The sequence below is a fragment of the Thermoanaerobacter siderophilus SR4 genome (assembly GCF_000262445.1).
Taxonomy (GTDB): Bacteria; Bacillota; Thermoanaerobacteria; order Thermoanaerobacterales; family Thermoanaerobacteraceae; genus Thermoanaerobacter; species Thermoanaerobacter ethanolicus.
The window spans coordinates 1,004,676-1,024,507 of the sequence record NZ_CM001486.1; the positions used below are offsets into that span (position 1 = coordinate 1,004,676).

At 33.8% G+C, this 19,832-nt stretch carries 20 protein-coding genes and 1 riboswitch; of the genes, 8 read left to right on the forward strand and 12 right to left on the reverse strand.

All coding sequences use genetic code 11. The annotated features are described in order from the left end of the window. Nucleotides 1-14 precede the first annotated feature (14 nt). On the reverse strand, nt 15-491 hold the full coding sequence (locus THESIDRAFT1_RS04935) for a GNAT family N-acetyltransferase (RefSeq protein ID WP_006569716.1): 477 nt from the start codon (nt 489-491) through the stop codon (nt 15-17). Between the two features lie 407 nt (nt 492-898). Next, entirely contained in the window at nt 899-1,147 is a 249-nt protein-coding gene (locus THESIDRAFT1_RS04940; protein WP_050985856.1) for a hypothetical protein, read from the reverse strand. Between the two features lie 155 nt (nt 1,148-1,302). Here THESIDRAFT1_RS04940 and THESIDRAFT1_RS04945 point away from each other — a divergent pair, with 155 nt between their 5' ends. Beyond that, the gene (locus tag THESIDRAFT1_RS04945) at nt 1,303-1,503 is read left to right on the forward strand and encodes a type II toxin-antitoxin system VapB family antitoxin (protein WP_006569717.1); all 201 of its coding nucleotides are present in this window, start codon (nt 1,303-1,305) and stop codon (nt 1,501-1,503) included. After that, nucleotides 1,500-1,898 carry a type II toxin-antitoxin system VapC family toxin gene (vapC, locus tag THESIDRAFT1_RS04950; RefSeq protein WP_003869706.1) on the forward strand — a complete coding sequence of 133 codons (399 nt, stop codon included), beginning with the start codon at nt 1,500-1,502 and terminating at the stop codon, nt 1,896-1,898. Before THESIDRAFT1_RS04945 ends, vapC begins: the two co-directional genes overlap by 4 nt. Nucleotides 1,899-2,027: 129 nt before the next feature. On the opposite strand, the gene THESIDRAFT1_RS15090 is transcribed toward vapC, so the two are convergent. From THESIDRAFT1_RS15090 to THESIDRAFT1_RS04960, 3 genes are all read right to left on the reverse strand, one after another. After that, nucleotides 2,028-2,810 carry a MutS-related protein gene (locus tag THESIDRAFT1_RS15090; protein WP_244262760.1) on the reverse strand — a complete coding sequence of 261 codons (783 nt, stop codon included), beginning with the start codon at nt 2,808-2,810 and terminating at the stop codon, nt 2,028-2,030. 110 nt (nt 2,811-2,920) lie between these two features. Beyond that, nucleotides 2,921-3,529 (reverse strand): hypothetical protein, encoded by a 609-nt coding sequence (locus THESIDRAFT1_RS15095; protein ID WP_244262761.1) that lies wholly within the window; start codon nt 3,527-3,529, stop codon nt 2,921-2,923. After that, the gene (locus THESIDRAFT1_RS04960; RefSeq protein ID WP_003869704.1) at nt 3,526-5,061 is read right to left on the reverse strand and encodes a MutS-related protein; all 1,536 of its coding nucleotides are present in this window, start codon (nt 5,059-5,061) and stop codon (nt 3,526-3,528) included. Before THESIDRAFT1_RS04960 ends, THESIDRAFT1_RS15095 begins: the two co-directional genes overlap by 4 nt. 70 nt (nt 5,062-5,131) lie before the next feature. Beyond that, a riboswitch (Fluoride riboswitch) is annotated at nt 5,132-5,205 on the reverse strand. 244 nt (nt 5,206-5,449) lie between these two features. Between THESIDRAFT1_RS04960 and THESIDRAFT1_RS04965 the strand changes: the two genes are divergently transcribed. Beyond that, a complete protein-coding gene (locus THESIDRAFT1_RS04965) occupies nt 5,450-7,015 on the forward strand; it encodes a ClC family H(+)/Cl(-) exchange transporter (protein WP_006569718.1) in 1,566 nt (521 codons plus the stop codon). Between the two features lie 256 nt (nt 7,016-7,271). On the opposite strand, the gene THESIDRAFT1_RS04970 is transcribed toward THESIDRAFT1_RS04965, so the two are convergent. Next, nucleotides 7,272-8,138: a copper amine oxidase N-terminal domain-containing protein gene (locus tag THESIDRAFT1_RS04970; protein ID WP_003869701.1), complete on the reverse strand. Its 867-nt coding sequence runs from the start codon at nt 8,136-8,138 to the stop codon at nt 7,272-7,274. A 288-nt stretch (nt 8,139-8,426) separates the two neighbouring features. Between THESIDRAFT1_RS04970 and THESIDRAFT1_RS04975 the strand changes: the two genes are divergently transcribed. The 3 genes from THESIDRAFT1_RS04975 to THESIDRAFT1_RS13885 all read left to right on the forward strand — a co-directional run bounded on the left by THESIDRAFT1_RS04975 (nt 8,427) and on the right by THESIDRAFT1_RS13885 (nt 10,031). Next, nucleotides 8,427-8,960 (forward strand): sigma-70 family RNA polymerase sigma factor, encoded by a 534-nt coding sequence (locus tag THESIDRAFT1_RS04975; protein ID WP_006569720.1) that lies wholly within the window; start codon nt 8,427-8,429, stop codon nt 8,958-8,960. Then, nucleotides 8,944-9,387, forward strand: a complete 444-nt coding sequence (locus tag THESIDRAFT1_RS13880; protein WP_244262762.1) for a DUF4179 domain-containing protein — start codon at nt 8,944-8,946, stop codon at nt 9,385-9,387. Before THESIDRAFT1_RS04975 ends, THESIDRAFT1_RS13880 begins: the two co-directional genes overlap by 17 nt. 440 nt (nt 9,388-9,827) lie before the next feature. Further along, nucleotides 9,828-10,031, forward strand: a complete 204-nt coding sequence (locus THESIDRAFT1_RS13885) for a hypothetical protein (protein ID WP_244262763.1) — start codon at nt 9,828-9,830, stop codon at nt 10,029-10,031. A gap of 53 nt (nt 10,032-10,084) precedes the next feature. Here THESIDRAFT1_RS13885 and THESIDRAFT1_RS04985 read toward each other — a convergent pair whose 3' ends face one another. Both THESIDRAFT1_RS04985 and THESIDRAFT1_RS04990 read right to left on the reverse strand, forming a co-directional pair. Further along, nucleotides 10,085-10,672, reverse strand: a complete 588-nt coding sequence (locus THESIDRAFT1_RS04985) for an ABC-2 transporter permease (protein WP_083837431.1) — start codon at nt 10,670-10,672, stop codon at nt 10,085-10,087. Nucleotides 10,673-10,684: 12 nt separating this feature from the next. Then, entirely contained in the window at nt 10,685-11,059 is a 375-nt protein-coding gene (locus THESIDRAFT1_RS04990) for a GntR family transcriptional regulator (RefSeq protein ID WP_006569723.1), read from the reverse strand. A 111-nt stretch (nt 11,060-11,170) separates the two neighbouring features. Between THESIDRAFT1_RS04990 and THESIDRAFT1_RS15100 the strand changes: the two genes are divergently transcribed. Further along, a complete protein-coding gene (locus tag THESIDRAFT1_RS15100) occupies nt 11,171-11,299 on the forward strand; it encodes a hypothetical protein (protein WP_279625023.1) in 129 nt (42 codons plus the stop codon). A 28-nt stretch (nt 11,300-11,327) separates the two neighbouring features. After that, on the forward strand, nt 11,328-12,935 hold the full coding sequence (locus THESIDRAFT1_RS04995) for a M3 family oligoendopeptidase (protein ID WP_244262795.1): 1,608 nt from the start codon (nt 11,328-11,330) through the stop codon (nt 12,933-12,935). A 78-nt stretch (nt 12,936-13,013) separates the two neighbouring features. Here THESIDRAFT1_RS04995 and argH read toward each other — a convergent pair whose 3' ends face one another. The 4 genes from argH to carA are packed head-to-tail and all read right to left on the reverse strand — an operon-like array spanning nt 13,014 to nt 19,832. Next, nucleotides 13,014-14,330 (reverse strand): argininosuccinate lyase, encoded by a 1,317-nt coding sequence (gene argH / locus THESIDRAFT1_RS05000; RefSeq protein WP_006569725.1) that lies wholly within the window; start codon nt 14,328-14,330, stop codon nt 13,014-13,016. Further along, nucleotides 14,311-15,543, reverse strand: coding sequence for an argininosuccinate synthase (locus tag THESIDRAFT1_RS05005; RefSeq protein ID WP_006569726.1), 1,233 nt, complete (start codon nt 15,541-15,543; stop codon nt 14,311-14,313). Before THESIDRAFT1_RS05005 ends, argH begins: the two co-directional genes overlap by 20 nt. A gap of 13 nt (nt 15,544-15,556) precedes the next feature. Beyond that, nucleotides 15,557-18,775, reverse strand: a complete 3,219-nt coding sequence (carB, locus tag THESIDRAFT1_RS05010) for a carbamoyl-phosphate synthase (glutamine-hydrolyzing) large subunit (protein ID WP_006569727.1) — start codon at nt 18,773-18,775, stop codon at nt 15,557-15,559. Continuing rightward, a complete protein-coding gene (gene carA / locus THESIDRAFT1_RS05015) occupies nt 18,762-19,832 on the reverse strand; it encodes a glutamine-hydrolyzing carbamoyl-phosphate synthase small subunit (RefSeq protein WP_039929494.1) in 1,071 nt (356 codons plus the stop codon). The genes carB and carA overlap by 14 nt, the downstream gene beginning before the upstream one ends.

The following is a 19,832-nucleotide window of genomic DNA, read 5'->3' on the forward strand; positions in this document are numbered from 1 at the left end:
TAGATTTATTTAAATTATAGTTTTATTTCAAATTCAATTTCATGCAATATCGGTATATTATCATATCCATATAAAGGAATTTCGGGTTTTATCTTTCGTGCTTCCTGAACTGCATTTACATAAAGTGCAACCATATTGAATCCTCTTTTTTGGTAAAAACGAATCGCTCTTATATTATCATTGGTTGTAATAAGCCAAATTCTTTTACATTCTTGCTCCTTTGCTTTATGTATTACACGCTCTAACAATTTACTACCGATACCTTGATTTTCAATTAAACTATCAAGGGATACTATTTCACATTCCTCATTATCAATATTATAGGTTATTAAACCTTTTATATCATTATTTACAATAGCCACATACCCTGGTAATTTGTCCATTGAATGAACTTTACCTTTTGAAACCATTATTGGCGAACCCCAATTGCGTATTATAAAATCTATTACTTTTTTCTTTAACTTTTCATCAATTGGCTTAATAACAAGCATAACATTTCACCTCTACTATCTTCTATCTTCTTGAATCTTTTCATCGGAAAATTATATCTTTTTTGCGCTATTAATTTCAACTGTTGCTTCCTTTCTCTCGCATTTTCACTATTACTAATTCTCAACACATAGTCTCTGCTTACTATACCCTATCCTGTTTTCTAAATTATATCTCAATTATTCTCCTGATTCCAACAATATTGATAATTATTCTTATTAGGTGAATTTATAATGAGAAAAGCCAATTTTAAGGAATGTATTGATAAAATTGATAAAATAAAATCAAAAAAAGAAATAATTTTTAAAAACATTTAAATTCTAAAGGAAAACGTCTTTTTTCTACATATCCATACCCTTTTTCAGCAGTATATTTTCTTCTAAAAGTTAATTCCTTTAATGCTGTAACTTTATTCTGATTCTGTATTCTCGACATATCTAAATAGGGGGGTTATATCTATATACTCCATTTTCAAGTAAGCTTTATACTGTGTATCGTAAAATCTCTCAATTGTATTTTTGATTAAATCCTTATCATCTTTAAGAATATAAGAACAACCAGATAGCAAATTAATTAAGACAAATAGAATAACTGCCAATTTGAAAAATTTTTCAAGCCAACTCATCTTTTCCCTTCCATCTCCTTCTCCCTTTTCCATTATAACTTCTTAAATGTTAAAATTTATTAAAAAACTATTAAGTTTTGATTACAAAATGGTTACAGTATAAATTTTTATTTAAGAAATATAAAATTCCATTCTCCCTTGACTTAAAAGATTAAGTGTATTACAATACACATTAGGAGGTGTACGTGATGAGAACAAATATAGTCATAGATGAAAATCTCATCAAAGAAGCGTTAAAAATCTCAGGCTTAAAAACTAAAAAAGAAGTTGTCAATTTGGCTTTAAAAGAATTTGTAGAAAATCGCAGAAGAAAAAATTTAATGGAGATAAAAGGAAAAATACAGTTTGATGAAAATTATGATTACAAAAAAATGAGGGAAAGCAAATGATTTTGGTAGATACATCTGTTCTAATATCTTTTCTGAAAGGCATAGAAAATGAAAAAGTAAAAAAATTTGAAGAAATAATACAGAATAATATCCCCTTTGGAATAAACAATTTTATCTATCAAGAATTATTACAAGGAGCAAAAACTGAAAATGAATTTAACTTAATTAAAGAATATTTAGGCACACAAAAATTCTATGACCTAAAATATGGCACCAAATCTTATGAAAACGCTGCAAAATTGTATTTCAAGTGTAAGAAAAAAGGAATCACTATTCGCAGCACCATAGATTTACTTATAGCAGAAACAGCCATTGAAAATAATTTATATTTGTTACACGATGATAAAGATTTTTCTTTAATTGCACAAGTTGATGAAAGATTAAAAGAGTATTGATAAGGGCTGTCTTTTTTATTGACAGCCCATTTTTCTTCAAACTATTGTTTATTACGCATCCAAGCATAAAAGCAAAAGACTTTAAATTACTCGCAAAAAGGTTTGTCAATAACCTGTTCCTAAATAAATTTAATAGCTTTCTCCAAAAATCTTTTTATACAAATCTTCACCATAGCTTGTTTGAAGTGGTTTGCCTTCGGTTATTTTAAAAGTACGCTTTCCGTCGTTTCGTCTTTCGGCTCGTAAAAAAATAACATTCTCCAGTTTTTTATTATAAAAACTATAGGCAAATTCAAACAAATGTGTCACAAAGAAAACTTTGATGCGTTTTTCAATCAATGCAGTAATTATTTGCCTTGCAATTTCCGAACCTTCTCTTTCATTTGTCGCAGCAAATGATTCATTAAACAGTACCATGGAATTTGGCTTTATATTGTCTACTATATCACTCATTCTGCTAAGCTCTTCATCAAGCTTTCCACTTTTCATGGTAGCATCTTCTTTCCGTTTATAGTGGGTAAAAATCCCATCACATATGTTAGCAGAAAAATACTCGGCTGGCACAAACATACCACATTGCATCATCAACTGAGCCAAACCTATGCTTCGCAAAAAGGTAGATTTACCCCCTTGGTTAGCACCTGTAATTATTGCCAGATCTTTATTATCAGCATTTAAATCGTTGCCCACGATTTTTTGTTTCATTGTCAAAGCCAAACAGACATCGTATAATCCTTTAAAAGAATGCCTACGTTCACTGGATGCTACCGGAATAGGAAAAGACACCGGCTCTCCAATTTGGGCAAGTTTCTCATATAAATTCAAACAGCCAATGTAAAAAGCCAATTCAGTCCGTAATATGTTAAAAAAACTGAGAATATGATCAGCAGACTGAGCAAGTGCATTTGCCACGAGGTTGATTCCTCTGTCTTTTAAGTCAGATAAAGCTCTTGCCCCGCTTTCATCGCGCTCACTTATATAAAAAGTATAAGCATTCGGTCTTTTTGAAAAAATCCTGTCTATTAGACTTTGTTTTTATCCTCCTGTTTGCGAAGAATATAATTGACACCTTTATTGCCTTTACCCAACTCAGCACTGATCAAAATTCCATCGCGAAATTCCAGTTCTTTTAAATGATTTTGGATACTTTCAAAATATTCATCATCAAGTTCTTTTTTGAGCATTGTAAAAAACCTTTTAAAACCATATGATTCGAATTTATCAGCATGTTGGTCGGCAATACTCTTTAGTTTTTTCAGCATTTCCATAAACATATGCAATACATCCATTGAGCTATGAAGTATAGCTGCAGGGTACCTGGTGAAAATGCTAAAATAATACTTTTTCTCGTTTTCAATTGCTTCTACTGCTATATTATAGATATTCCTAACAATGGAAGAATTTTTTAGAGAATCCTTCAGAACATCTTGGCGATATAATATTGTATCCAGATCACTATACACGCTGGATAAAACAGATTTTTTGGCTACTTCAAATAAAAAATTATCACCAAGGGACATAGCATTGAACAAAGTGTTTAATTCTAAATCCTGTATCAATGCTTCTTCGTTCGAGGGCAATTTTTGTTGCAGGTCAAAATCATGATCTCTATACATAAGTAAAACTTTCATGATTTTATCCTCTCCTTTAAGCAATTATACGTTAGCCTGTATTTTTCAGCAATTGATATGGCGTATGAAAGCCCATCAGGAGGTCTTCTAACAATTTTATATGTGCGCAATGCCGGATTCTCAGGAACTACCGTACTGACCATACTTACAATTTTTTCGCTTAAGAATGCCAATTCATCTATAAATGTTACCCAGACGCACAGCACATCTAATTGTATTATTTTTTCCATTATCTTCTTACTTAAAAATAATGCGTCTTTTGCTGTGGTAGAGGTAAAAATTTCATTCATTATTATAATACTGTTTGATGTCGCATGAGCAAGAATATTGTGAATTCTAAACAATTCATCTTCCAGTTTTCCACGAAGATCTTTAATATTTTCTTCCTTTTCAAAATGTGTAAATAGTTTATCAAAAAGAAAGAGTTGCGCTTCCTTTCCGGGAACAGGGCAGCCTATACTGGCCAAATAATGCAATTGTCCAAAAGTGCGGGCAAATGTTGTTTTGCCTCCCTGGTTCGGACCGGTAATTACAAATATACGCTCTTTACCTTTTAAATAAAAATCATTACAAACAACAGCCGAATTTTCGTTGATGAGTTTATAAGCCAGAGCTAAATCAAATCCTTCGTAATTATAAACTTCCTTGCATTTACTAGATATTTGTGGATAACAAAATTTTAGTCCAGCGCGCTTGAATAGTGCCATATATTCCAAATAAGCAATATAAAATTGTACTTCCCTATCAAAAGTAGCTATTGTCTCGTCTAAATAATCACTATTTTTCATACAATAATTATCAAGATTAGAAAATATATCATGATATAACTGAGCTACTAAATCCAATATTTTTGCTTCGACATGGTTCATATCTGGCCAATCAGAAAATTTGACTTTATAATCCTTTGCTGCTTCCTGTTTGAATTTTTCAAACGTTTTTTCTACTTCTATACTGTAATCAATTTCAGATTCATATTTACGAACCGTCACACGGTTACCTTTTATTAACAAGCAATATTTTACTGTAGACAAATCAGCTTTAAGTTTTTTCGTTTCACTCAGTAGCAGCTGAAAACGGTCAGAATTAATATAATCTATCAAATATTGACGAAATGCTAAAAAACCACGAGATTTTAACTCTACAGAAGACAAGTCTTCTACTAAATCAGTAATTGCATCACAGTAGATTTCTACAGCATCCAAAAACCATCTTTCTTTCTGGTATTTGTAGTAAAGTTTGTCTGCTTGAGCAAGGTGTTTGCGCATTTCTTGCATTTTTTCCGCAAATGATTTTATATCCTCAAGCAAAACTTCATTTTCAAGATCTTGCATTATTTCATGGCGATACTTGATAGTATCAATATCGTTTAAAGGAGTGTAAAAAAACAGTTTTAAATTATATTCTTCTTTGCCTCTTGTTATGACATCTATAATTTGATCAAGATTTAAGTCAACAAAAAAATCAGGCGCTTCGAATGTTTCTTTTTTTACTCCATCTTCGTTTTTTTCAAATAATATGCTATGGAAAGGCATAAGAAAGTACCTCCCTTTCAAAGTTGTAGGCAAATGCACTAAATACAAAAAAGCTGACAACCCCTACGTTTTTACCGTAGAAGCCATCAGCTGTTTATCAGCAGTTCGGATTTTCCAAAAGGGGGCTTCATCCCTTTTTGAATATTATATCACTTTTTTATGAAGCCTGCAAGAATATGTGAAAATTTACTTCAAAGCATAATGTTTATGTTTATTTGTTTAAAATAAAAAGATTTTTGTATTGTTTTATATCCAAATTTTGTAATACTGCTTATTATTCTATAAGTAAACTTAACAATATAAAATACTAGATATCATTATTTTGTAGTATAATGATAATATGAGAAAAATAAATATTCATTCATTTTATGTTTTGGGAGGGATCTTATTGAATAAAGGTAAAAGTATAACATTCAATACTTTAATACATTGGGAAGAATTTCGCAAGCGTATTATAGTTGAAGGCATTATAACAGGTTTCTTTGTTGGATTGATTATTGCTATTTTAAGATATATTCTTGAAAAAACAAATATTCTTGTAATAAGTGTATACAAAATTCTTCATACAAATCTTTACTTGTTAATTGGCTGGATAATTTTCCTTTCTCTAATAGGCTTATTATTGGGTATAATAGTGAAAAAAGAACCTATGATAAGCGGTAGCGGTATACCTCAAGTTGAAGGCATGATTATCGGTTATATAAAAGTTAATTGGTTACGAGTTTTATTGTTAAAGCTCATAGGTACTATTTTAGCGATAGGTGCAGGACTTTCTTTAGGACGCGAAGGTCCATGTGTGCAAATTGGTTCTTCAATCGGACAAGGAATAAGTAGGTTGTTTGGTAGATTTAGAGTTGAAGAAAAATACCTTCTTACATGTGGAGCTAGTGCAGGGCTTGCAGCAGCTTTTAATGCACCACTTGCAGGAGTTATTTTTGCTCTTGAAGAACTGCATAAAAATTTCTCACCATTGGTACTTGTATCTAGTATGGTTTCATCACTTACATCAACTTTTGTAGCTGGTGAACTATTAGGAATCAAACCTATTTTTAATCTGAAAAATCTAGCAGTAATGCCGCTTAATAATTATCTTTATCTTATTTTACTTGGAATTATCGTTGGGTTATGTGGAATTGTATTTAATAAAACTCTTTTAAAAACTCAAGATATATATAACATGTTAAAAATAAAATCACATATGAAGCCAATAATACCTCTTATTATATCTGTTGCAGTTGGACTATGGATACCTATGGCACTTGGCGGCGGTGAAAGTCTTGTCGATACATTAAGTAAAGATAGTTTTAGTTTAAAATTTTTAATTTTGCTATTGATTGTTAAATTTTTATTTACTATGGTAAGCTATGGCTCAGGTGTACCAGGAGGTATTTTTATGCCTCTCCTTATAATAGGTTCACTGATTGGCAACATATACGGAACTGTAATAATTAACATAATGCATATAAACCCTATTTATATCAAAAATTTTATTGTATTTGCTATGGCAGGATATTTTGCTGCTATAGTTAGGGCACCGATAACAGGTAGTTTGCTCGTAACTGAAATGACCGGTTCATTTTCTCATTTGTTGGCCCTAAGCACTGTCTCTATAACGGCATACCTTTCATCAGATTTGTTCTCAAATATGCCGATTTATGAATCTTTGTTAGAACGTCTGCCAATAAAGAAAGGACAAAAATCTATTACCGCCAATAAAAAAAGAAAGACGATTTTCGAAATGCCTGTTTGTGTAGGCTCAAGTTTAGATGGCAAAAAATTAAAGGATATTAGTTTGCCCCAAAGTTGCTTACTTGTTGGCATAAAGAGGGGAACGCATGAATTAATACCAAAGGGAAATACGAAAATTCTAGCCGGCGATTATCTAGTAGTCCTTGCAGATGAAGATAAAGCTACAGAAATTAGAGAAATTTTGTTGAATATGACACAGAAGTGAACAAATCTTAAATAGACACGGGGACGGTTTCTTTGTCCGAGTCGGACAAATGAACCGTCCCCGTGTCTATTGGGAAAAAGGGAATCACCATTCGCAGCACTATAGATTTACTCATAGCACAAACAGCCATTGAAAACAATTTATATTTGTTGCACGATGATAAAACTTTTTCTTTAATTGCACAAGTTGATGAAAGATTAAAAGAGTACTAAAAAGAAGTCTGTATAAAAAAGTGGCAGCCTTTTTTATTATGTATTTATTGCACTGGAAGAACTTCAGCAGCACGTTCCAATTCGTAACCTTCCGGAGTAACCATTCGAAAAAGCATTATTCGGCTCTTTGTTTCTTTATCCACCATTATCCCAGCATCACTATAGTTTATCCTCACCGTTTGGTAACCTTGAAGTTGAGGTTCAACTACCACCAACCATTCATCATCCAATCGGTAGATTTCTTTAACCTTATGAGATAATAGCCATAGTTCAAAAGAATGTGATGAATTAAAAGAACTGCCGACTGGTTTTTCCCAGTCTTCTGAAAATCCAATCATGTAATACAACCCTGCTCCTTCAGAAAGTCCTCCGGTATAAATGAAAAAGTTGCGTTGAGCACAACTAATAAGTTGTGTTATGTCACTATATTTTCCTCCCATAAAGGTACTATGCCAAGCTTTAGAGTAAATAGGTCGAATCCAGCTATCATCTTCGCTGGTAATTTCAAAAGGAACTTTACAACCAAGCGAACGGATATCTTGAATAGAATGAATCTTATTTTGTTCTAAGAACTGTTTAATTTGTTCTCTGTTCCAATCGTTCACTATTGTGTTAGGTTGTTCTGGCTCAATGGCATGTAACCTCTCCAACAGCTTTGAAGTTATTTTTACTGTATAACCTTCACTGCTCTGTTCCAACTGGACATCAGCACCTAATGCTTTAGCAATCCACTTTACAGGGACCATAGTTCTTCCGTTAATAATTTGCGGTGGAACGTCTGGTTTGATTTCTTGGCCGTTAACAATGATCTTAATATGATTAGAAATCTTAATATGATTAGATGCGAAAACACCTGCAGCAAAGGCTAGTATTAACATGACAACACCTGTAACTACTGACCACTTCTTCATCACTGGTAAAATCCCTCTGCTTGTATTTTTTATTTCATTATACCACTTTAAATGTTAAAATTTATTAAAAAATTATTAAGTTTTGGTTACAAAATGGTTACAGAGTAAATTGTTCCTTCCCTAGTATCCTTAGTATAAAGTACATAGGTATACTTGTATCCTTCTAAAAACAATCACTTATCCAACAAGATATAATCTTATCCGAGAACCAAACTCCTTCCACAATCATCTATAAAGTTAGAAGGTCATCCGGATGACTCATCTCATCGCAAAATAGGAGGTGTAAGATTGGAAATCATACAAGAAGTAAAGAAAGCCAAGCAAGGAGACAAGTCTTCCTTTGCAAAACTCATATACCATTTTGAAAAAGACATGTATATAGTGGCAAAAAGCATATTGCAGGACGAGAATGACTGTGCTGATGCCGTATCTGAAACTGTACTAAAAGCTTATGAGTCTATTTCTCAATTAAAACATCCAAAGTATTTTAAAACATGGCTTATGAAAATTTTAGTAAACAATTGCTACCAAATAAAACGCCTCCAGAAAAGAGTAATAACAGTAGATGATTTCCCTGATATTCCTGTACCCCAGGAAGAATACAACAACACAGAATTGTATCAAGTGTTAAACAAATTAGAAGATGATTTAAAAGTAATAGTGGTAATGTATTATTTACAAGACATGTCAGTTAAAGAAATTTCTAAAATATTGGATATTCCGGCGGGTACTGTAAAGTCACGACTTTCAAGGGCACGAAAGCGAATGAGAGAAATATTAAGTTTGGAGGGAGGTAATGTATCCTATGAACCGAAAATTTGACAGACAAATACGTGACCTTTTGCAAAAGAGCAATATTGAAGTGCCTGAAAACTTTCATAAAAGAATAGAAAATACCTTAAATATGATAAAAGAAAGGAAAGGAGACAACAAAGTGCCAAAAAATACTACTTCTAAGAAAATCACCTTAGGAGCACTTTTAAAAGTAGCTTCACTGTTAATCGTAGCAATACTAACAATAGGAATAATAGACCCTGCTATAGGAAAAAACATACCTATAATCAATTCAGTATTTGAATATCTTTCAAATAGAGGTATAGAAAAGACTGAATATCAAAAATATACTGTAGGAATAGGTGCTTCACAAATCTCTAAAGGCGTTGAAGTGACACTGAATGAAGCGGCTTTTGATGGATCCAGATTGGTGGTGGGATATATAATAAAAGATAACCATCTCCCAAAAAAATAGAAAAAGATAAAATTTTTGTTGATAGCAGTGCTGAAACAGCAATAAATAATGAAAATTTATCTGCTGGTAGTAACACTGTTTCAGGAATCTTAACTAATGACAATACTTTTATAGCATCGGCAAAATATGAACTTGTAAGAGGATATCTCGATAAAATCCCTTCTTCTATAGATGTAAAAATAAACATAAGAGAAATAACTTTTTATGAAGGAACAAATAGACACACTATTAAAGGCAATTGGAATTTTAATTTTACAATTCCTGCCTCCAAAACTAAAGTAGATTTAAAAATACTCAAACCAAAAATTGTAATCAATGACAAGTTAGGTGAAATCAAATTTAATAAAATAATTCTTTCACCTTTCTCCACCAGCATAGAAATTGAAGCTCCACAAGACCCTGTAGTAGGTTGGTACGAATACACAGACGAATATCAATATATGCAGCCAAGTCTATGGACTGTAACTGATGATAAAGGCAATATCCTAAAGTGGGAAGCAGAGTATAATCTTTTTGATATAAATGGCAAAGTAGAAAAAGACAAAGCCTATCCAAGGTTAATAAAATTCTCACCTGTAAGTCCTGATATTGCATATATAAATATCAAATCCAGTAAATTTGAAGTAAAATTGCCTGTAAAATAACACTTAAATAGGGGGCCGGTTCTTTTAACAAAGAACTGTCCCTATCTATATTATTAAAACTCCCTATTTTTATAAAACTTAACAGATAATAAACATGAAACCGTCAGTATAATAAGCGCTAAAGCAGTTATAAACAACATTTTCACTGTATCTGATTGATTCATTATAAAAGATACAATATTTTGAAACCAATCATAATTTACAAGTTTTTCAAAAAGTCTTATAACATAAGATATGCCATAAGAAAATCCAAAAATCAAAATAATGTACATAATCCCAGAAAAACCATGTCCAAATTTAAACATTAAAGGAAGGTATATGGCATTTAGAAAACTCACCGCCAGTATGCCGTAAATTACAGCTTTAAAATTGATAGGATATACATGAATAGGAAAGCCTAGTACTTTTGTAGCTGCTGCAACTAACAAATAAATAGCTATGCCTATTGCTGAATAGACAAATGTAGACAGGTATTTTGCCAATACAATTTCATGCCTTCTTAGAGGCAAACTATTTAACAAAATATCAGCTTTGTTTGTCTCATCAGCTGAGCTTGCAATTATCATTCCCATGTATGTCATACAGACATCTTTTAATGTAAACCCTCTAAAATTCTTCCTTAAATTCTTAACCTCCAAAATTGGCTCCACCTTTTAGACCTCCTTATACAAAATCTCTAACATCTCTTTTATCTCTTCTAAGGATAAGTTTACTGCTTTTGCAGCTATAATCGCTTCTACTAATTTTTCTTCTACAATTTTTAGCCGTTTCTCACGCATTAATTCCTTGTTTTGCGCTGCTACGTAAGTACCCTTTCCCGGAATTGTAGCAATGAATCCTTCTTTTTCAAGTTCATCATAAGCTCTTTTCGTCGTAATTACGCTAATCTGCAGTTCTTTTGCTAAATTCCTAATAGACGGAAGCAGTTCTCCCTCTTCCAACTCCCCTTTCAAAATTGCTTCTTTGATTTGCCTGACAATTTGCTCATATATAGGCTCTTCCGCAGAATTTGAAATGATAATGTTCATCTATTATAACCATCCCCTTTTACAGTTTGTTAATCTTACAATTTGACTTCTTTTTTGAATTGGTTTACAATCAAATTGATAAAAATTATATAAAAATGGGGGAAAAGTAAAATGAGATGGTCATTAGAAAAGCTTTATACCTCCTTTGACAGCGAAGAATTTAAAAAAGACAACGAAAAGATACTTTCATCAATTGAACACATAAAAAAAGTGGTGCGAGGAAAACCTCCAAACAGGTGAAAATGCAAAAGAAAAGCTTGAGTACTACATAAAGTTTAAAAATGAACTGGGAGACCTTTTAGTAAAAGTGAGGGGCTTTTCTTTGCTCTCTTTAAGTGTAGATGTTAAAAATGAAAAAGCCCTCAAAGCAGTTGAAACCCTTGAAAATGTTACAACAATGCTGGCAGAGCCTGAAACAAAATTCAAAAGGTGGCTTTTAAACCTCAAAAACGTAGATGAAATAATAGAATCCTCTTCATACCTTAAATCTCATGAGTTTTACGTAAAAGAAACAATAAAGGAAGCCGAACACCTCCTATCAGAAAAAGAAGAAATAATACTGGCAAAAATGAAAAACACGGGTTCAGAAGCATGGGCAAAGTTACATGAGTTTTTAACCTCCACACTACTTGTAGATATAAACATAAATGGAGAAGAAAAAAAACTGCCTCTTTCAGTTGTCAGAAACATGGCTTATGACAAGGACCCTTACATAAGGAAGACTGCCTACTTTGCAGAGTTAAATTCCTACAAAAAGATAGAAGAAGCCTCAGCCGCCTGTCTAAACGGAATAAAAGGTGAAGTCCTCACTGTAACAGAATTGAGAAAATACTCTTCTCCCCTCGAAATGACGTTACAGCGCTCTCGTATGGATTTTGAAACCCTTGATGCAATGTTAAAAGCCATAGAAGAATATTTACCAGTATTTAGAAAGTATTTAAAAGAAAAAGCAAAGCTTTTAGGTCACAAAGAAGGACTTCCTTTCTATGATCTCTTTGCCCCTGTAGGAAAACTGGACAAAAAACTTACCTTTGAAGAGGCTAGAGAATTCATTGTAGAAAACTTCAAGTCTTTCAGTGAAGACCTGGCAGAATTTGCAGATAACGCTTTTAGAAATAATTGGATTGATGCAGAACCTAGAGAAGGCAAGAGAGGAGGAGCCTTTTGCTTTAACCTGCATCCAATAAAAGAAAGCAGAATTCTCGCAAACTTTGATGGAAGTTTTTCTAATGTTTTGACATTAGCCCACGAATTAGGACATGGATACCACGGCCATCTACTGGCAGATGAAACATTAATCAACTCAAGGTACCCTATGCCCATAGCTGAAACTGCCTCTATCTTTAATGAGCACATAATAGTAAACTCCGCATTAAAAACGGCAACTAAAGAAGAAAAACTGTCAATTATAGAAAATTCTCTCCAGCGCTCCACTCAAACCATAGTCGATATTTACTCAAGATTTTTATTTGAAGATGAACTCCTAAAAAGGCGAAAAGACCATTCCTTATCTGTGGAAGAACTAAAACAAATGATGATAGATGCTCAGAAAAAAACTTATGGAGATGGACTTGACCAAAATTATATGCACCCTTACATGTGGATAAATAAACCCCACTATTACGATGCTGACTTAAACTATTACAATTTCCCTTACGCTTTTGGTGAACTATTTGTAAAAGGCCTAATTTGCAAGTACAATCAAGAAGGAGAAAAATTCGTAGAGGAGTACAAAGAACTTTTATCCCAAACAGGCAAGAAAAATCTTTACGAATTAGGAAAAATCGTGGGATTTGACATACATTCTATCGACTTCTGGAGAAAATCTCTCGATGTCATAAAAGAAGAAATAGAACAATTTATTTCACTGATATGACCCCAAACCCAAACAAAAGGGATGATTCCTTTTGTTTGGGTTCTGAACTGTCCCCTTTGTTTGGGGAGGTCTAAGTTTTTATATCTTTGGTGCACCTATAGTTTTTCTTTTCTTCAATATATTTTTAAGATCTATCGCCCCATATACATCTTTTTCTATTACATCGCTGAATTTTTTAAGTTCTTCAAGTGATAACTCTTCAATTGGTAAGTTTCGTTCTATCGCATATAAGACAACTTTGCCTGCAATTTCATGGGCGGTCCTAAAAGGAATACCTTTTTGTACAAGATAGTCTGCAAAATCTGTAGCATTCATGTAACCATATTTTGCAGCTTTTTCCATCTTCTCAGTCTTTACTTTAATTGTCTTTATCATTTCTGTAAAAACTCTTAAAGACATTTTTAAAGTGTCTATTCCATCAAACAAAGCCTCTTTATCCTCCTGCATGTCTTTGTTATATGCAAGAGGAAGTCCTTTCATCACAGTAAGTATTGTAATCAAATCGCCGTAAACCCTGCCGGTTTTGCCCCTTATTAATTCTGCTGCATCGGGGTTTTTCTTTTGTGGCATCATACTGCTTCCTGTTGAAAATCTGTCGTCCATCTCAATAAAATCAAATTCTTTGGTGGACCACAAAATTAATTCTTCTGAGAACCTACTTAAATGCATCATTGTTATAGAGGCAAAGCTTAAAAATTCTATTACAAAGTCTCTATCGCTTACACCATCCATGCTGTTTAAAGTTATATCATCGAATCCTAAAAGAGATGCCACGTATTTTCTATCGATATCAAAGGTGGTACCCGCAAGTGCACCAGAGCCTAAAGGCATTACATTGACTCTTTTCACCATATCCTCAAGCCTTGATAAATCTCTTTTAAACATTTCAACATAGGCAAGAAGATGATGGCCAAAAGTCACAGGCTGTGCCCTTTGCAGATGCGTATATCCCGGCATAATCGCCTTTTTATAAGTTTCAGCCATTTCTTTTAATGTATCTATAAGTTTTATTAAATCCTCTTTTATTTTGTCTATCTCTTCTCTCAAATAAAGCCTTTCATCTGTCGCAACCTGGTCGTTTCGACTTCTTCCTGTGTGAAGTTTACGCCCTGTATCGCCTATTTTCTCAGTTAAAAGCCTTTCAACATAAGAATGAACATCTTCATCATTTGGTATCTCTCCTACATTGGTTTCATCAAGAATTTCCTTTAACCCTTTTTCTATTAAATTGAGCTCATCTTCTGTCAGCACTCCAGCTTTATAAAGTCCTTTTGCATGGGCAATTGAGCCTAATATGTCATGCTTTAAAAGCCTAATATCAAAAGAAATGGAGGAATTAAACTCCTCCATTAGTTTGTCCGTCTCGCTTTTAAACCTACCTCCCCACAGCTTCATCCATATCCTTCCTCTCCATTTCCATCAACGCCTTAATTTTTAAAGAAAGTCCAAAGAGATTTATGAATCCTTCTGCATCTTTTTGATTATAAACCTCATCTTTGCCAAAAGTCACAAATTCTTCATTGTAAAGAGAATAAGGAGATTTTACTCCTGCGTTTATGACATTTCCTTTATAAAGTTTTAACCTTACAACACCTGTCACATTTTTTTGCGTTTCCTCCACAAAAGCGTCTAGCGCAGCTTTAAGTGGTGAAAACCACAAACCGTTGTAAACAAGGTCTGCATATTTTTGTGAAACCAAATCCTTAAACCTCATTGTTTCCTTATCAAGCACAAGATATTCAAGTTCTTTGTGAGCAGCGTGAAGCAGTGTCCCTGCAGGAGTTTCATAAACACCGCGAGATTTCATCCCTACAAGCCTATTTTCAACAATGTCGGCTATCCCCACACCGTTTCTTCCTGCAATTACGTTTAATTCTTCTATTAATTTGACAGGTTCTAAAGCTTTGCCGTTTACTTTCACAGGTATGCCCTTTTCAAATTCTATAACTACATATTCCGGCTTATCTGGGGCTTTGTCAGGTGGGGTGATTATATCGTAAAGGTCGCTTTTAGGCTCATTCCAGGGGTCTTCAAGGTCGCCACCTTCATGGCTTATATGCCACAAGTTATTATCGACACTGTATATTTTTTCTTTAGTAACAGGGATTGGAATCCCTTTCTTTTTCGCATAGTCTATTTCATCTTCCCTTGATTTTAAATCCCATATCCTCCACGGGGCTATGATTTTTATTGAAGGGTCAAGAGCATGTATTGATACCTCAAACCTCACCTGGTCATTGCCTTTGCCTGTCGCACCATGAGCTATTGCCTTTGCACCCTCTTTGTGGGCAATTTCCACAAGTTTTTTGGCAATTAAAGGCCTCGCCATAGAAGTGCCTAAAAGGTATTTCCCTTCGTAAACAGCACCAGCCTTTAAAGTAGGAAATATATAATCTTTGACAAATTCTTCTTTTACGTCTTCAATATATACTTTGCTGGCACCACTTGCCAAAGCTTTATCTTTTATATATTTAACTTCTTCTCCCTGTCCTACATCAATGCAAGCCGCTATTATCTCACATTCATAGTTTTCTTTAAGCCATGGTATAATTACTGATGTGTCAAGTCCTCCTGAATAAGCAAGTACCACTTTTTCGCCTTTTAACATTTTTAAACACTCCTTACAAAACCAAATTTTTGACATTATCCTTTTGTATTTCTTGATATTCATTTACAGATAAAATGGACAAGCCGTTAACATTTACCTTTGACACAGCATTTAATGCCGCTTTTATAGTATCTATAGATGTAAAAAGAGGAATTCTGTATTCTACTGCTGTTCTTCTTAACTTAAATCCCGTATTATCAGGTTTTTTGCCTTTTGTCGGTGTATTTACTACAGCGTCAAAATATCCATCCTTCAGCAATTTTATTGCATGATCAAGAGACATAATATTTACATGAATACCAATCAAACTCAAATACTTCCCCGTCCTGTATGTGGCATATATTTCATACCCTAAGCCCTGCAATTTTTCTACTAAAGATACCGCTTCTTGAAAATCTCTTTCCGCTATTGAAAGAAGTATTTTCCCTTTTTTAGGTATTTTAAGGTCTGCTCCTTCTAAAGCTTTGTAAAGTGCTCCTTCATAAGTTAAATCTATACCCATTATTTCTCCTGTTGATTTCATTTCAGGACTTAATGAAACTTCAACATCTGTCAATTTTTCCATGGAAAATACAGGAGCTTTTACAACCGTATATGGGGTCTGCGGCCATAAACCGCCTTTATAACCTAACTCTTTTAGCTTTTTGCCTAAGGCCACTTCTACTGCGAGTTTTACCATAGGTATACCCGTTGCTTTGCTCATAATAGGTACAGTACGTGAAGCTCTGGGATTTACTTCTAACACGTATACAGTGCCTTCTTTTACAGCAAATTGAATATTTATAAGTCCTTTTACATTTAAAGCTTTTGAAATCTTCTCTGTGTATTCGATAATAGTGTTTATCTCCCGTTCAGACAAATTTCTTGCAGGATATATTGAGAAACTATCTCCTGAATGCACTCCAGCTCTTTCTATGTGCTCCATTATTCCGGGTATTAATACACACTCACCATCTGAAACTGCATCAACTTCTACTTCTCTTCCATCTATATATTTATCTATTAAAACAGGTTTGCCTGGAGATACTTGGGTTGCATTTGAAACATAGTCGATTATCTCTTGAAGTGTGTTAACTTTTTCCATGGACTGACCGCCTATAACATAGGATGGCCTTACAAGAAGTGGAAAACCAAGTTTTAAGGCTATATCTTTTGCATCTCCTACTGTTAATGCATATTCGCCTTTAGGTTGATTGATGTTTAGCTCTTTTAAAAGTTTTGAGAATTTTTCCCTGTCTTCACTTATGTCAATGCTTTCATGCGATGTGCCTAATATTTTCACTCCGTTTTTGACTAACTCTTCTGTAAGATTTATCGCTGTCTGGCCGCCAAACATTACCATTACACCAAGTGGTTTTTCTTTTTCATATATGTTTAAAACATCCTCCAATGTAATAGGCTCAAAGTACAACCTGTCTCCCGTGTCAAAGTCTGTGCTGACAGTTTCAGGATTGTTGTTTATTATGATAGATTTAATTCCAGCATCTCTTAAAGCCCACAAGGCTTTAACAGAACAGTAATCAAACTCAATTCCCTGACCAATTCTTATAGGACCAGAGCCTATTACAATTACTTTTGGTATGTCATGGGTCTCAACTTCGTCTTCTTCGCCATAAGTTGAATATATATATTGTGTAACTGATTCAAATTCCGCTGCACAGGTATCTACCATTTTATAGGAAGGATATATGCTATATTCTTTTCTTAATGCTCTCACATCTTCTTCTTTAATTCCCTTTATTGTTGCAATTTCTCTGTCTGAAAATCCCATTCTCTTTGCTTTTTTAAGAATCTCTTCCCTTAACTCATTTTTCTCTATTTCCCTTTCCATATTTATAATATTTAAAAGCTTATTTAAAAACCATTTGTCTATTTTTGTAACGTCATTAATATAATCAATGTCTATATCGCGGCGAAGAGCTTCTGCTATATAAAATAGCCTCATGTCATTAGGAACTGATATGCCTTTTAGTATTTCTTCTGTTTTCATGCCTTTTATATTGTTTAATCGAAGGCCGTAAGCTTTTATCTCTAATGACCTTACGGCCTTCAAGAGGGAGGCTTCAAAAGACCTTTCTATTGCCATTACTTCTCCTGTCGCCTTCATCTGTGTACCTATTTTTCTATCAGTAGTATAAAATTTGTCAAAAGGCCATCTCGGTATTTTTGTCACAACATAATCCAGTGCAGGTTCAAAAAATGCAGTTGTTTTACCTGTTACAGGATTTTTTATTTCATCAAGTCTAAGCCCTATTGCAATTTTTGCAGCAACCTTTGCAATAGGATAACCTGTCGCTTTTGATGCCAGTGCGCTTGAACGACTAACCCTTGGGTTTACTTCTATAACATAGTATTTGTGGCTTTGGGGATCTAAAGCAAATTGGATATTACATCCTCCCTCAATTTTTAAAGCCTTGATTATTTTAATGCTTGCACTTCTTAACATTTGATATTCGTAATCTGACAAAGTCTGCACTGGCGCTACAACTATACTATCTCCTGTATGAACTCCTACTGGATCAAAATTTTCCATGCTGCAAATCGTAATACAATTATCAGCGGCATCTCTCATTACCTCAAACTCTATTTCTTTCCATCCGTACAGAGATTTTTCAACAAGCACTTCTCCAACCATGCTTTTTTTAAGACCTAAATCCACAATCGATATAAGTTCTTCGTCATTGTGGGCTATACCACCGCCTGTACCTCCGAGTGTATATGCAGGCCTTATTATCAAAGGATAACCGTAATTTTTAGCAAATTTAAGTGCATCCTCTACATTTGTGACTGTGATACTTTCAGCAACTGGCTCTCCTATTTCCTGCATTTTTCTTTTAAAAAGTTCTCTATCTTCTGCAGTTTTTATTGACTCAAAAGAAGTTCCTAAAAGTTTTACATTATATTTATCTAAAATTCCATCTTCTTTAAGTTTGACAGCAAGATTAAGCCCTGTCTGTCCTCCTAAGGTAGCAAGAATTCCATCGGGTTTTTCTTTTGCTATTATTTTTTCAACTACAGAAACAGTAGGATTTTCAATATAAACAATATCTGCTATATCAGTATCAGTCATTATGGTAGCTGGATTGTTGTTTACCAGAACGACTTGTACCCCTTCTTCTTTTAAGGATTTACAGGCTTGGGTTCCTGAATAATCAAACTCCGCTGCTTGCCCTATTATAATAGGGCCTGAGCCTATTACCAGAACCTTACTAATATCCTTATACTTCGGCAAAATAAGACCTCCTTTTGTAAACCATGACTATATCCATGAATTTATCAAAAATATCTGTTGAATCACGGGGCCCAGGACATGCCTCAGGATGATACTGCACAGAAAAAACTGGCAGAAACTTATGCATAATGCCTTCTACTGTTCCATCGTTTAAGTTTATATGGGTTACAGTTATCTTGTCTTTATCTATTGACTCCTCTTCAACAGCGTATCCGTGGTTTTGAGAAGTTATATAGTCTTTATTTGTTAGTAAATCCTTAACAGGTTGATTTGCACCTCTGTGGCCAAATTTCATCTTTACTGTATTACATCCAAGAGCAAGGGCTATTATTTGATGCCCTAAGCATATTCCAAGCACAGGTTTTATACCTATAAATTGTTTAGTAAGTTCTATTGCATAAACTGCATCTTTAGGGTCTCCTGGTCCATTTGAAAGAAATATTGCATCGGGATTTATTTGCATAACATCATCATAACTTGTATTATAAGGAAACACATAAATATCAAACCCAACAGAATTTAGCATCTTTAAAATACTTTTTTTTGTGCCAAGGTCAATAAAAGCAAGTTTTGGGCCAATACCCGCTATACGATATGACCTTTTTGTAGAAACTTCTTCTAAAAGATTTGTTTGGTCAAATTCTATGTCGTCGTCAGGGTTACAAGTTATAATTCCTCTCATAGTTCCATTTTCTCTAAGCTTTTTTGTCAAAGCCCTTGTATCAATTCCCGATAATACTGGTATGTTGTGCTTATCAAGATAGCTTAAAAGCGACTCCTCACTTTGAAAATTACTAGGCTTATCGCAATATTCCCGTACCACAAATCCTCTTATATAAGGCTTTTCTGATTGAAAGTCGTATTTGTTAATGCCGTAATTTCCTATTAAAGGATATGTCATGACAACTATTTGACCTGCATAAGATGGATCTGTTATGGCTTCTTGATAGCCTGTCATACCTGTGGTAAAAACAACCTCTCCATATCCTTTTTTGTTTTTGCTTATTAACTCACCTTCAAATATGCTTCCATCCTCAAGCTTTAAATAACCTTTCAT

Bases quoted from the DNA above. Each gene is read 5' to 3' on its own strand.
- THESIDRAFT1_RS04935 (WP_006569716.1), bottom strand. From the start codon at position 491: ATGCTTGTTATTAAGCCAATTGATGAAAAGTTAAAGAAAAAAGTAATA.
- THESIDRAFT1_RS04940 (WP_050985856.1), bottom strand. From the start codon at position 1,147: ATGGAAAAGGGAGAAGGAGATGGAAGGGAAAAGATGAGTTGGCTTGAA.
- THESIDRAFT1_RS04945 (WP_006569717.1), top strand. From the start codon at position 1,303: ATGAGAACAAATATAGTCATAGATGAAAATCTCATCAAAGAAGCGTTA.
- vapC (WP_003869706.1), top strand. From the start codon at position 1,500: ATGATTTTGGTAGATACATCTGTTCTAATATCTTTTCTGAAAGGCATA.
- THESIDRAFT1_RS15095 (WP_244262761.1), bottom strand. From the start codon at position 3,529: ATGAAAGTTTTACTTATGTATAGAGATCATGATTTTGACCTGCAACAA.
- THESIDRAFT1_RS04960 (WP_003869704.1), bottom strand. From the start codon at position 5,061: ATGCCTTTCCATAGCATATTATTTGAAAAAAACGAAGATGGAGTAAAA.
- THESIDRAFT1_RS04970 (WP_003869701.1), bottom strand. From the start codon at position 8,138: ATGAAGAAGTGGTCAGTAGTTACAGGTGTTGTCATGTTAATACTAGCC.
- THESIDRAFT1_RS13880 (WP_244262762.1), top strand. From the start codon at position 8,944: ATGAACCGAAAATTTGACAGACAAATACGTGACCTTTTGCAAAAGAGC.
- THESIDRAFT1_RS13885 (WP_244262763.1), top strand. From the start codon at position 9,828: ATGCAGCCAAGTCTATGGACTGTAACTGATGATAAAGGCAATATCCTA.
- THESIDRAFT1_RS04990 (WP_006569723.1), bottom strand. From the start codon at position 11,059: ATGAACATTATCATTTCAAATTCTGCGGAAGAGCCTATATATGAGCAA.
- THESIDRAFT1_RS15100 (WP_279625023.1), top strand. From the start codon at position 11,171: ATGAGATGGTCATTAGAAAAGCTTTATACCTCCTTTGACAGCGAAGAA.
- argH (WP_006569725.1), bottom strand. From the start codon at position 14,330: ATGAAGCTGTGGGGAGGTAGGTTTAAAAGCGAGACGGACAAACTAATG.
- THESIDRAFT1_RS05005 (WP_006569726.1), bottom strand. From the start codon at position 15,543: ATGTTAAAAGGCGAAAAAGTGGTACTTGCTTATTCAGGAGGACTTGAC.
- carA (WP_039929494.1), bottom strand. From the start codon at position 19,832: ATGAAAGGTTATTTAAAGCTTGAGGATGGAAGCATATTTGAAGGTGAG.